A 12,269-nucleotide genomic window follows, 5' to 3' on the forward strand; every position below is an offset into this window, starting at 1 on the left:
GGTGCGTCACCCGCGGGCGTCATCCACAGGCTTCGTCGAGATGTCACGTTCGGAGGGTCATACCCGGCAGACACCCTCCGAAACCGACATCTCGGAGGGCTGCGTCACGTGTGCTGTCGCCGGACGTAGGGTCCTTCTGTGCAACTTGTTCTCGCTTCTGCCTCCCCCGCACGACTCGCAACGCTGCGCTCCGCGGGCATCGAGCCACGCGTCGTGGTCTCCGACGTCGATGAACCGGCGGTGGTGCAGAAGGCCCGCTCGGCGTACCCCGAACTGGAACCCGCCGATGTCGCGCTCCTGCTTGCCCGCGCCAAGTGCGAGGACGTGACCGGCCGACAGGATGCCGGCGATGCACTGGTTCTGGGCTGCGATTCAGTGCTCGAACTGGACGGCAGGGACTACGGCAAACCCGAAGACGCCGCGACTGCGATCACCCGATGGAAGGACATGCGGGGCCGCGCCGGAGTACTGCACACCGGCCATTGGCTCATCGACGACCGCGAGGACTCCACCGGCGCAACATTCGGGGTGACCTGCTCGACCGTCGTACATTTCGCCGACCTGAGCGACGCCGAGATCGAGGCGTACGTCGCGACCGGCGAACCACTCTGGGTGGCAGGTGGATTCACCGTCGACGGGCTCGGCGGCGCATACGTCACAGCAATAGAGGGCGACTTTCACAACGTCGTCGGAGTCAGCCTCACCACGCTGCGCGAACTCCTGGCCCAGATCAACGTCGCGTGGCATGACCTCTGGACCGCATCCCCACTCGTCAACGGCTAGACCGGCGGAATCGCGCGGCGCCGCTGCGTGAACGACCGGTCTCGGCGCGCCGCGTATCGCAGTCGCCCCAGTAACTCTGCGCGCAGGTCTTCGGCCTCGATCACGCCGTCCACCACCAGATCCGCTGCAAGCCGCTGGATGTCGACGTCCTCCAGGTACTCCTCGCGCTTGACGCGAACGAACTCCTCGCGTTCTTCCGCATCCTCGATCGCTGCGATCTTCCCCGCGTAGACCGCGTTGATCGCTGCTTCGGGACCCATCACGGCAATCCGAGCAGTTGGCAGCGCCAGCGTGGCATCCGGACCGAAACCCGGCCCGCCCATCGCATACAGCCCTGCGCCGTAGGCCTTGCGCACGACCACACAGATCTGGGGCACGGTTGCCTCTGACACAGCCGCCACCATTTTTGCGCCATGTCGGATGATGCCACCGCGCTCGACCTCGGAGCCGATCATGAAACCGGGCACGTCGGCCAGGTAGACAAGCGGGATCGAGTAGGCGTCGCAGGTCCAGATGAAACGAGTGGCTTTGTCGGCGCTGTCGGTGAACAGCACGCCGCCCTTGACCGCGGAGTTGTTGGCCACGAAGCCCACACTGCGCCCGTCCATTCGACCGAAGCCGATGACCAGTTCAGGCGCGAAAAGAGGCTTGATCTCGAAGAAGGAATCGTCATCGACCAGTCCATCGATGACGTCGTGGATATCGAACGGTTGGCTCTCGACCTCAGGGACCGTGTCGGCATCCAGCAGCGTTGCAGGTGCCTCCGGGTCGTACGTCGGGGGCTCGTCGCGCCAGGTGGTGGGCATGTACGAGAAATAGAGCTTTGCGAGGTCGATGGCCTCGGGATCGTCTGCCACCAGCAGGTCACCGACACCGCTGACCGTGCAGTGCATCCGCGCGCCGCCCATCTCCTCCAAGGACACCCGCTCCCCCACCACCATCTCGGCCATCCGCGGGCTGCCCAGGTACATCGAGGCGTTGCCCTCGACCATGATCAGTACGTCCGTGAAGCTCGGGATGTACGCTCCGCCGGCAGCCGATGGACCGAAGAGGCAGCAGATCTGCGGGACCCGGCCGGACAACGCGACCTGGTTGTGGAAGATCCGACCAGCTCCACGACGGCCCGGGAAGAGTTGCACCTGATCGGTGATGCGCGCGCCCGCGGAGTCCACGAACCAGAAGATCGGCAGTTCCTCGCGCAATGCCGACTCGGTCGCGCGGACGATCTTCTCGACCGTTCGCGCGCCCCACGAACCGGCCTTGACCGTCGGGTCGTTCGCGACGACGATCGCCGGACGACCGTCCACAGTGCCCCGACCGGTCACCACGCCGTCGGCGGGTAGACCCGGTGCAGTGGAGTTGGCGTACCGGCCGTCTTCGATGAACGAGCCTTCATCGAAGAGTAACGAAATGCGCTCGCGGACATATAGCTTGGACTGTCGATCCAGCTTTGCACGCGCAGCCGCGGGTGGTTGCGCGGAGGCGTCGTGTGCCGCATGCAACCGGTCGCGAGCGTCCTGGACACGCGGATCGGTCGGGTGCGTGGGTCCGGACGCCCGGGTCATGCGGGCAGTCCCAGACCGCGCGCGATCACCATCCGCTGCACCTCGGACGTCCCTTCGCCGATCTCCAGAATCTTCGCGTCCCGGTAGAACCGGGCCACCGGATACTCCTCCATGAAGCCGTTGCCACCGAAGATCTGGGTCGCGATCCGGGTCGCGGCCACTGCAGCCTCGGTGGAATAGAGCTTGGCGATGGCGGCGGCCTGCTTGACGTCCGCCACCCCGCGGCGACCGGCTTCCTGCTCGTCCTTGAGCCACGCCGCCTTGTAGGTCAGCAGGCGCGCCGCCTCCACGGAGGTGGCGAGATCCGCCAGCTGGAAGGAGACCCCCTGGTTGACCCCGATGGGCCGACCGAAGCTGGTGCGGGTCTTCGCGTAGTCGGTAGCCAACTCCAGGCACGCCTGGGCGCAACCGAGGGCGAGGGCCGAGATGGCGATCCGACCGTCGTCCAAAATCTTCAGGAACTGTTTGAAGCCCTGTCCGCGCTGCCCCAGCAGGTTTGCCTCCGGCACGACGCAGTCGGCGAAGGACAACCCGTGGGTATCGGAGATGTGCCAACCGAGCTTGTCGTACGGCGACTCGGCAGTGAAGCCGGGCGTACCGGACGGGACCATGATGGCGCTGATCTCCGGGCGGCCCCGGTCGTCGGTGCCGGTGCGCGTGGTGACGGTGACCACCGACGTACGGTCGGTGCCGGAGTTGGTGATGAACGCCTTGGCACCGTTGATGGTCCAGTTACCGTCGGCCAGGTCGGCCTTGGTACGGGTCGCGCCGGCGTCCGAGCCGGCGTCCGGCTCGGTCAGTCCGAACCCGGCCAATGTCCGTCCGGCGACCAGGTCGGGCAGGAACTGCTGCTTCTGCTCGTCGGTGCCGTAGCTGAGGATCGGGTTGATACCCAGACCCACCCCAGCCGAGAGCGTGATGCCGATCGACTGGTCGACGCGGCCGAGCTCTTCGATGGCGAGGCACAGGTAGGTGAAGCCGCCGTACTCCAGCCCCGAGCCGCCGTACTCCTCCGGGACGACGAGCCCGAAGAGGCCGAATTCGCCCATCTGCGGCATCAGATCGGAGGGGAAGTAATGGTCCCGATCCCATTGCGCCACGTGCGGTGCGACCTTGTCAGCCGCGAAGTCACGCACTGAATGACGGAAGTCGTCGTGGTCCTTGGAGAGCTCGAACATCGATGAACCTTTCACTTGACGTTGACGTCAACGTAAAGCATGCTCGGCCGCATGACAACTCGCGACCGCACCTGGACGATCGCGCAGCTCGCCACCGAGTACGACGTCACGCACCGTACGCTGCGCCACTATGAGGAACTGGGCCTGCTGAGCCCCGAAAGACGCGGCACGGCACGGGCCTTCACGAGGCGCGACCGCACCCGGTTGGCGTTGATCCTGCGTGGTCGACGACTCGGCTTCGCGCTGGAAGAAATCCGCAAGATCGTCGACATGTACGACGAACAACCGGGCAGGGTCGGGCAGTTGAATTACCTGTTGGGGCAGATCCACGAACGACGCAGTGATCTCGAGGCGCGCCGTCGGGATATCGAGGACTCCCTCGCTGAGCTCGTCGAGCTGGAGCATCGTTGCAGTGCGGATCTTCAGGCGCTGCGGGCGCAGCGTGCGCTTCCCGTCAGCCGGTAGCGGGCGAATGCTGTCGTAGAGCGGCTACGACGGCCGGGTCGTACTCGTAGCCGAGCCCCAGGGACAGGCGCTCCAGCGCAAGGTCAGTGGGCTGCCCAGCCGCACCGGTGAGATCGTCGAATGCGTTGCACACCTTGATGATCCGAGCTGCGAGGGGCACGTCTTCACCGAGTTCGCGCACTCGCCGGTACGGCACGGCCTGGGCCTCGATGATCACGGCGACCTCGTCGAGGACTCCGCTTCGCCGCACGATGCTGCCACCTTCGCGAGCCAGCTCCTCCTGGTCGCGTGGGGCAGCTTCGATGGTTGCTCCACCTGGGATCGGGGTATCCAGGGAGACCTGACCGATGTCGTGCAGCAGGGCGGCATCCTCCAGGACGGCCAGGTCGTTGTCCGACAGCCCGAGCGACTCACCCACTCGGCGGGCCAACGACGCCACCCGCGTCGAATGTCCGGCACAGGTGAAGCCGGCGACGTCGGTCATCGTCGCAAGTGCTGCAATGGTCTCCCGCCGTTCGGCGCGCATCACATACCCTCGCTGGAGCCCCGAGCGGGCCAGCATCAGAGGCAGCGAAATCAACGGGATCGCCCACAACGACAAGGTCGGTAGCGCAATCGCAATTGCCAGACCCGTCGAGGCCGCTGCCACGTAGATAGGGCCCAGTACCCGCAGCGCCGATCGAATGAAGGTCGGCCGTGCGAGGACGGGGGCAGTGAAGAATCCGAGCATCACCACCTCGAAGGTCAGTGGAAGCGCGATGCACCCGGCCATCACCCCCATCCATCGCTGGGACGCCACTTCCCGGGCCATCACAAGGCCGGAAACCCCGTTCCAGATGGGCAGCCACCGGTAGACCACGGAGATCGCAGAAACGGTCAGCACATGCAGCGCGAGGTCGAGGGGCCGCACCGCGCCTTGCTTCCTGACCCGACGCAATCCGCCGCCCAGGGCGTAGCCGGCACCGGCAGCCAGGATGGCCGCCGATGTCTGCGACGGCAAGCCGGTGCCGGCAGCCGTGGCGGGTACCAAGGCCACCACCACCGAAAACGCCGTTGCGAGCGGCGTCACGGCGGCGAACTCGCCGATCCGGACCGGAAACGCGGCCGCAGCCCCGATCGCGACCGCCAGGATGAGGAAGACCATCGCGTCCCAGGAGCCCATTCGCCGGCCATTGCTCAGATCGTGGACGACGATCAACAGAGCCAGCGCCAGGCACACCAACGATGACGCCACCACGAGCCGCCCGGACCACCGGCGCAGTACGTCATCAGGAGTGGTCATCAGCTACCTGCAGTCCATCAGCGAACATTTCCGACACCCAGGGAAGATGCGGATCAACCCCGACCATCGGCTGTGGCGGATCCCCGATCACCAAGGCGCTACACCCGTGGATGACCCGCTCGTGGGCGCGCCGCAACGCATCGACAACAGCCGGGTCGAATTGCGTGTAAGCCCCGGCCTCCACCGCCGCAAGGCTGCGTTCCGCGATCTTCGCGAAACCGACCCCGGTGACATCAGCGTCCGCTCGGCCAGCGTCGGCAAGCAGCAACGCGCAGTAAGCGTCGGCCACGCTGAGGATTAAGGCCAACTGTGGGATCTGTTGCTCCCGCAACCCATCCGGGTATCCGCGACCGTCCCAACGCTCATGATGGTGCTCCGCGGCGCTACGCGATTCGGCGAGGAAGTCGATCCCGTCCAGCATCCGCATACCTTGTCGCGGGTGCGCGAGGATCCACTCGCGCTCGGCACCGGTCAGATGGATGCCCGGGCTGCGGGAGGCGGGGGCCACCAGACCGATGTCATGCAGTAGTGCTGCGTGTTGCAGGGACCGCATGGCAGCAGGCGGCAGCCGCAACGCCACCCCGATCTCGCGGGCGACCGCCTCGACCCAGACGCTGCGCCCGCGCAGCATCGGCTGGCCTGCCTGCCCGGCTGCAACCAGGGTCTCAATAGTTCGTAAGTGCGCTTCGTACTCCTGCGCCCGCAGCCCGATGGACCACTGCGCGATCAGCAACGGCGCGACGATCGGTAGGAAGCTGACCGGTCCCAACTTGATGGGGGCCCACAGCACCGCGAAGACGAAGGCGATGACGGCATACGCCGGGTAAAGCGTCCACACGTTTGCCGCCACTTCGTACAGCGAAAGATCCAGCGGCTGACCGGAGGCAAGCGACACCATGACGGCGACACAGATCACGTTGACGGCGAAGTTCAAGACCATCGCCACGATCAGCGGAACAAGTACGTGGACGATCATCGAGTTGGCACTTGCAGTCGCCGGTATCGGGGAGGTACCGGAGAACAGTGCGTATCCGAATGCGCCGCTCACGGCGCACAGCGTGATGGTCGCGGTATTGAACAATCGCACCGACATCGGAACCCGCTGCGGAGCCAACGCCGCACTGCAGAATGCCACTATTACGCTGCCGAACAGCCCCGCAAGGGGAAGCGCCGCTAGGATCGCAATTGTTGTCAGCGACAGCGTCCTAGCGTGGCGCAAGTTACCGTAGTTTGACTGCGCGAGGAGTCCGAGCAATGCCAGACAGACGGTCGGCACGAGCGGCGGAGATCTGATGACCGCTGCCGATGCGACGATTGCCCCGACGGTGGCCGCGATTGCCGTCGTCACCAGCGCCACGATGAAGGTTAACTGCGCAGAGGACAATCCCAAACGTGAACGTCGCATCACAATTCACAGATTACTCAAACAACCCGGCGGCACCGCAGTTCAGTTAGCTACGCACCGCGAGCCCGTGAGTGACCAGGCGAATGTTCAGCGGCCGGTGGGGTTCCAACCGATGAAGCTGTCGGCCGGGTCGGTCTTCACGATGCGGCCGGTGGGGTTCCAGCCGATGAAGCCGTCGACGCCGACGCTGGTGAAGCGGCCGAAAGTGGCGGTGGAGTTCGTTGCAGCGTCCATGATGGCTCTCCTGAATTGAGAATCTGGGTGACAGCGCCTGATGTATCGGCCGTCGCTACCATGATCAAATAATTCAATTTGCATGTCTATAAAATTCGCCATCGTTGACTCAAAAAAGACGCAATTTACCCCTGCTTTACCAGTCAAAGACTCCGTCGAGACCAGGTGTCCGCATGTCGGGGCTGCATTCGAACGGCTGCCGGGCGGGCTACCCTGTTACGGCATCAACCAACGGTCCTGCGCTTCGCGCGGCCGTACGTCACCTGGAGGACATCATGAGCAAACGAGCTCGCAAGCGCCGCTCCCGCAAGGGCAAGTCCGCTAACCACGGCAAGAAGCCCAACGCCTGAGTAGTTCAGTCTGTCGAGACGCAACGAGGCCCGCACCGAATCGGTGCGGGCCTCGTGATGTCTGCAGGGAGGAAGAATGTCAGCCCATCGGCCGACGGACACCGATCTCGGTATAGGACACCGTCGTGATCTGAGTGAGGATCTGCGCTCGAAGCGTGGCCGGTGCCTGCTCACAGGCACACGAGCGGCGCACCAACGCCTTCAGGATCGCGTCGCGCTCGTACTCCTGCAGGCAGGGCGGGCAGTCCTCAAGATGCGCTTTGAGGTGCGAGCATTCATCGCGGCTCAGCTCGCCGTCCAAATAGGAGTAGAGCTGGCTCAGGTAGTCATCACACTTATGACTCATGAACGCGCCTCCTCACGGATGAAGCCCCGCTCGAGCGCGTAGTCGGTCAGCAGTTCCCGCAGCAACCGGCGGCCACGGTGCAGTCGGGACATCACCGTGCCGATCGGGGTCTGCATGATCTCGGCGATCTCCTTGTAGGCGAAACCCTCCACATCGGCGAGGTAGACCGCCATCCGAAAGTCCTCCGGGATCTCCTGCAGTGCGCGCTTCACGTCCGAGTCAGGCAGATGGTCCAACGCCTGTGTCTCGGCGGACTGCAAGCCGGTGGAGTTGTGCGATGCGGCCCGCGCCAACTGGTAGTCCTGCACTTCTGCGGCATCGGACTGCAGGGGCTGACGCTGCTTTTTGCGATAGGTGTTGATGTAGCTGTTCGTCAGAATCCGGTATAGCCAGGCCTTGAGGTTTGTACCCGGCTTGTACTGGTGGAATGCGGCGTAGGCCTTGGCGAAGGTCTCCTGCACCAGGTCTTCGGCATCGGTCGGGTTGCGCGTGGTGCGCAGCGCGGCGCTGTACAGCTGGTCGAGATAGGGCATCGCGTCCCGCTCGAACCGCTGGGCCCGCTCGGCCGCGGTCTCGGTGGCCACGTCGACATTACCGTCATCGGTGTTGACTCGTTCTTGCGGAAGCACCGCTTCGTTATCAGTCATCACCGGCCAGCTTAGACCGCCGGGACGCCGGGCACCCGTGTAGATCTGCTGAGTGGGTACGCGACCGGCGCTGGGCGCGGCGCCCGTGCGCCCGCTCTCCTGAGCCGGGGCTTCCGACAGTGCAAACACTGGGTGTTACTCCTTCGGTTCTGACGCTCTCTGACGCCTTCTACAACCGACTCCCACTGCCGCTCATTCCCCGGCTGCCCATTCCTGGCCATTCACAGTTCGCGCAGGGCCGGCATCACGTCGGTGGCGAATTGGTCCAGGAAGCGGCGTTGGTCCGCCCCCGGAGCATGCACCACGAGATGGTCGAAACCCAGTGCTCGGTAGGGCTCGATACCGTCCAGCACGGTTTGAACGTCGGAGGCGACGATCCACCGGCCGGCAATCTGCTCGATCGGCAGGGCGTCGGCGGCCCGCTCCATCTCCATCGGATCGGACAGCGAGTGTTTCTGCTCGGCGGTCAACGCAAGAGGTGCCCAGAACCGGGTGTTCTCCAGGGCTCTTTCGGGATCGCGGTCGTAGGAGATCTTCACTTCCAGCAGTTGGTCGGTGCTGCCTGGCTCCTTGTGCGCCAACGCCATCCCCTCGCGCATGGCCGGCACCAGCGAGTCCTCGTACAGCTCGCGGCCCTTGCCGGACGTAACGATGATCCCGTCGCCCATCCGACCGGCGTACTTGGCCATCGTGGGCCCCCCGGCAGCCACGTAGACCGGGATCGGAGTGTCCGGCCGGTCGTAGATGGTCGCCTCGGACGTGCGGTAGTAGTCACCCTCGAAGGTGACCCGGTCCCTCGTCCACAGCTGACGCATCAGCCGCACCGACTCCCGCAGTCGGGCGAACCGCTCCTTGAAGTCCGGCCACCCCTGCAGACCGACGGCGATCTCGTTCAGCGCCTCGCCGCTACCGACACCGAGGGCGATCCGCCCCGGGAACAGGCAACCCATCGTGGCGAACGTCTGCGCGAGCACCGCGGGGTTGTAGCGGAAGCTCGGTGTCAGCACCGAGGTGCCGAGCACGACCCGCTCGGTCCGGGCACCAGCTGCCGCCATCCAGGTCAGCGCGTGTGGGGCGTGACCACCCTCGTGCCGCCACGGCTGGAAATGGTCGGACGCGAAGACGCTGTCCAGGCCGGCCTCCTCCGCCGCGATAGCGAGATCCACGAGCTCCCGCGGCCCGAACTGCTCGGCTGAGGCCTTGTAACCGATCCGTAACGACATGCCAGTGACGCTACTGCGCGAACTGCGCCAGCCAGCCTCGGGCCGCAGCAAGGACGTCCGCGGGATGTCTGGTGAAGCTGTGGTCACCTCGTGCGGGCAGGATGTGCGCCGCATCCCCGACCGCGCGCTGCACATCCGCCGGGGTGCCGAACGGGTCCCGCTCACCCTGGATGACCGTCAGCGGCAGACCCGCGGACAGCACCAGCGCCATCTCGGGGGCCCGGCTCGTACCCCCTTTCGGCGGCACGAGGGGGAAGGACAACGCGATCACCGCGTCCGCGCCGACGGCTGCAGCCGTCCGGCAGGCTACCCGCGCGCCGGCGGAGCGCCCACCCACGATCACCGGTCCGGGCAGTGCCCACCGCCCACGCCGGAGCCGCGCCAGCACCTCGATCCAGGCGATGTCCAACGTCCGCGGTGGGGTCGCGATACGCCGGCCGGCTACCCGCCACGGTTGCTCGACCCGCACGTAGGTCCAGCCGTCGCCCACCACGGCGCGCAACGCCACCAGATCGGGCGCTTCGATCCCGCCACCGGCACCGTGCGACAGCACCAGTGAACCGAGGCTCACCACATCCGGCGAAGGCCTCTCGATCGTGGCACGCGCAGGGCCCACCGACGTCTGGATCGTGCGGACCCGCACGGGCACGCCTCAGTCCCCCAGGATTTCGCCGACCGGTGCCAGATCCAGCAAATGCGGGCCGTTGTTGCGGCCCGAACTCACGGCGGCACTGACCGGCCACGCCTCGAACCGCCCCGGGGTGTGCGGAGCAAGAGCTGCTCGGACGAACTCCGGATCCTGCTGGTCAGGATCCAGCCATTCGTCCCAGTCATCTCTGTCCAGCACGACGGGCTGCCGGTCGTGGATGCGCGCGAGACCCTCTTCGGCAGCAGTCGTGATGATCGAGAAGGACACCAGCCATGCCAATGGGTCGTCGCCGTCTGCAACGCTGCGGTCCCGCCAGAACTCGTAGATACCAGCGAAGGCGAGCGGCTCACCGTCGCCCTGGTCACCACGACGGATGAAGAACGGCTGTTTGCGCGGCTTGCCCGCCTTCGTGGTCGCTGTCGGGCTGACCTGCCACTCGTACCAGCCGGCAGCCGGCACCAGCGCGCGTCGAGCAACCGCGGCTTTGGCGAAGGCTCCTTTGTCCAGCAACGTCTCGGCCCGGGCGTTGATCATTCGGATTCCGACCTTGATGTCCTTGGCCCAACTCGGCACCAGACCCCACGTGAGCAAGCGCAACTGACGCACATCGCCCCGGGTAAGCACCACGGGCGCCTGCTTGGTCGGCGCCAGGTTCCAGTCAGGGCGCCCTGCAGGCGGGTCCTGGGGGTTGACCAGCACGGAACGGGTCGGATCAGCGGTGCAGTCCAACTCGATCTGCATCTGCTGCACCAGATCGTCGGCGGTGAAGGTTGCGGCATACCGTCCACACATGCACCCGAGCGTATGCCGGGGCCCATGTTGCGCCGCTACCGTAGGCCGGGATGAGCACAACACACGCAGCCTCAGCCGACTGGGCATCGCCCCGAGCCCAGGGCCCGATCGACGCCGATGTCACCGTCCCTGGGAGCAAGTCACTCACCAACCGCTTCCTGGTCCTGGCGGCGCTGGCGTCCGACACCTCGCGGCTGCGGCTACCCCTGGAATCACGCGACACCGCCCTGATGGCGAATGCGCTGCGCAGCATGGGCACCAGGATCGAGCGCGAGGACTTGCAGACACTACGCATCGAGCCCGCACCGCTGCGTGGACCGGCGCAGATCGACTGCGGTCTGGCCGGCACCGTCATGCGGTTCCTACCGCCAGTCGCTGCACTAGCGCGCGGCACCGTGCACTTCGACGGAGACGACGGCGCCCGGCGCAGACCGATGGGACCGGTCCTTTCAGCACTGCGCGACCTCGGGGTTTCGGTGCAGGGCGACGCGTTGCCGTTCACGATCGAAGGAACGGGACAGGTGTCCGGCGGCACCGTTCATGTCGACGCCTCCAACTCATCACAGTTCGTGTCAGCCCTGCTGCTGTCGGGCGCGCGGTACGAGAACGGACTGACCGTCGTCAACGACGGGAAACCGGTGCCCTCCCTGCCGCACATCGAGATGACGGTGGAGGTGCTGCGCGACGCGGGGGTCATCGTCGACGACGGCGACGCGAACCGCTGGCGGGTCGAACCGTCCGAGATCTTCGGCCTCGATGTCGACGTCGAGCCAGACCTGTCCAATGCCGCCCCGTTCCTCGCGGCGGCGCTCGTCGCGGGTGGTGAGGTGCGGGTGCCCGGGTGGCCGCAGGTGACGACCCAGGCGGGTGACCAGATCCGCGACATTCTCGACATGATGGGAGCCGAGGTCCGTCTGGACCGGGACGGCCTGACGGTGCGCAGCGGCGGCCCCATCGGATCGCTGGACGTGGACCTGCACGACGTCGGAGAGCTCACTCCCGTCGTCGCTGCGCTGGCCGCACTCGCCGACGCCCCGTCGCACCTGCACGGCATCGCGCATCTACGACACCACGAGACCGACCGGTTGGCCGCGCTGACGAACGAGTTGAGTTCGCTCGGTAGCGACGTCACGCAGACCGACGACGGGCTCATCATCCGGCCCCGCGAATTGCACACAGGGACCTTCCACACCTACGCCGACCACCGGATGGCGATGGCAGGTGCCGTCCTCGGGCTGGCCGTACCAGGCCTGATCGTGCAGGACATCGCCACCGTCGCCAAGACGTTGCCGACCTTCACCACGCTGTGGGCCCAGATGCTCGGTGTGAGCACGGACCCCACGCCGTGAC

At 65.9% G+C, this 12,269-nt stretch carries 14 protein-coding genes; 5 read left to right on the forward strand and 9 right to left on the reverse strand.

Going from position 1 to position 12,269, the window contains the following annotated elements:
* The first annotated feature begins 138 nt into the window (after positions 1-138).
* Entirely contained in the window at positions 139-783 is a 645-nt protein-coding gene (locus V3G39_15320) for a Maf family protein (GenBank protein ID XAS75999.1), read from the forward strand.
* Here V3G39_15320 and V3G39_15325 read toward each other — a convergent pair.
* Both V3G39_15325 and V3G39_15330 read right to left on the reverse strand, forming a co-directional pair.
* Positions 780-2,348, reverse strand: coding sequence for an acyl-CoA carboxylase subunit beta (locus V3G39_15325; GenBank protein ID XAS76000.1), 1,569 nt, complete (start codon positions 2,346-2,348; stop codon positions 780-782). The genes V3G39_15320 and V3G39_15325 overlap by 4 nt on opposite strands.
* Entirely contained in the window at positions 2,345-3,526 is a 1,182-nt protein-coding gene (locus tag V3G39_15330) for an acyl-CoA dehydrogenase family protein (GenBank protein ID XAS76001.1), read from the reverse strand. The genes V3G39_15325 and V3G39_15330 overlap by 4 nt, the downstream gene beginning before the upstream one ends.
* A gap of 51 nt (positions 3,527-3,577) precedes the next feature.
* On the opposite strand from V3G39_15330, the gene V3G39_15335 reads away from it, so the two are divergent.
* Positions 3,578-3,991: a MerR family DNA-binding transcriptional regulator gene (locus V3G39_15335; GenBank protein ID XAS76002.1), complete on the forward strand. Its 414-nt coding sequence runs from the start codon at positions 3,578-3,580 to the stop codon at positions 3,989-3,991.
* Here the strand turns inward: V3G39_15335 and V3G39_15340 are convergent.
* The gene (locus V3G39_15340; GenBank protein ID XAS76003.1) at positions 3,981-5,273 is read right to left on the reverse strand and encodes an HD domain-containing phosphohydrolase; all 1,293 of its coding nucleotides are present in this window, start codon (positions 5,271-5,273) and stop codon (positions 3,981-3,983) included. The two genes, V3G39_15335 and V3G39_15340, sit on opposite strands and share 11 nt — an antisense overlap.
* Entirely contained in the window at positions 5,260-6,366 is a 1,107-nt protein-coding gene (locus V3G39_15345) for an HD domain-containing phosphohydrolase (protein ID XAS76004.1), read from the reverse strand. Before V3G39_15345 ends, V3G39_15340 begins: the two co-directional genes overlap by 14 nt.
* A gap of 199 nt (positions 6,367-6,565) precedes the next feature.
* On the opposite strand from V3G39_15345, the gene V3G39_15350 reads away from it, so the two are divergent.
* Both V3G39_15350 and V3G39_15355 read left to right on the forward strand, forming a co-directional pair.
* Positions 6,566-6,931 carry a hypothetical protein gene (locus V3G39_15350; protein ID XAS76005.1) on the forward strand — a complete coding sequence of 122 codons (366 nt, stop codon included), beginning with the start codon at positions 6,566-6,568 and terminating at the stop codon, positions 6,929-6,931.
* Positions 6,932-7,085: 154 nt separating this feature from the next.
* Positions 7,086-7,262 carry a hypothetical protein gene (locus V3G39_15355; GenBank protein ID XAS76006.1) on the forward strand — a complete coding sequence of 59 codons (177 nt, stop codon included), beginning with the start codon at positions 7,086-7,088 and terminating at the stop codon, positions 7,260-7,262.
* A 79-nt stretch (positions 7,263-7,341) separates the two neighbouring features.
* Here V3G39_15355 and rsrA read toward each other — a convergent pair whose 3' ends face one another.
* From rsrA to V3G39_15380, 5 genes are all read right to left on the reverse strand, one after another.
* Positions 7,342-7,608: a mycothiol system anti-sigma-R factor gene (rsrA, locus tag V3G39_15360; protein ID XAS76007.1), complete on the reverse strand. Its 267-nt coding sequence runs from the start codon at positions 7,606-7,608 to the stop codon at positions 7,342-7,344.
* The gene (locus V3G39_15365; GenBank protein ID XAS76008.1) at positions 7,605-8,258 is read right to left on the reverse strand and encodes a sigma-70 family RNA polymerase sigma factor; all 654 of its coding nucleotides are present in this window, start codon (positions 8,256-8,258) and stop codon (positions 7,605-7,607) included. The genes rsrA and V3G39_15365 overlap by 4 nt, the downstream gene beginning before the upstream one ends.
* A 218-nt stretch (positions 8,259-8,476) precedes the next feature.
* Positions 8,477-9,478, reverse strand: coding sequence for a glucose-6-phosphate dehydrogenase (coenzyme-F420) (gene fgd, locus V3G39_15370; protein XAS76009.1), 1,002 nt, complete (start codon positions 9,476-9,478; stop codon positions 8,477-8,479).
* A gap of 10 nt (positions 9,479-9,488) precedes the next feature.
* Positions 9,489-10,127: an alpha/beta family hydrolase gene (locus tag V3G39_15375; GenBank protein XAS76010.1), complete on the reverse strand. Its 639-nt coding sequence runs from the start codon at positions 10,125-10,127 to the stop codon at positions 9,489-9,491.
* Between the two features lie 3 nt (positions 10,128-10,130).
* A complete protein-coding gene (locus tag V3G39_15380; GenBank protein XAS76011.1) occupies positions 10,131-10,919 on the reverse strand; it encodes an SOS response-associated peptidase in 789 nt (262 codons plus the stop codon).
* A gap of 50 nt (positions 10,920-10,969) precedes the next feature.
* On the opposite strand from V3G39_15380, the gene aroA reads away from it, so the two are divergent.
* Positions 10,970-12,268: a 3-phosphoshikimate 1-carboxyvinyltransferase gene (gene aroA / locus V3G39_15385; protein ID XAS76012.1), complete on the forward strand. Its 1,299-nt coding sequence runs from the start codon at positions 10,970-10,972 to the stop codon at positions 12,266-12,268.
* Position 12,269: the final 1 nt, after the last annotated feature.

It is taken from the genome of Dermatophilaceae bacterium Sec6.4, from assembly GCA_039636865.1.
Classification (GTDB): domain Bacteria; phylum Actinomycetota; class Actinomycetes; order Actinomycetales; family Dermatophilaceae; genus Allobranchiibius.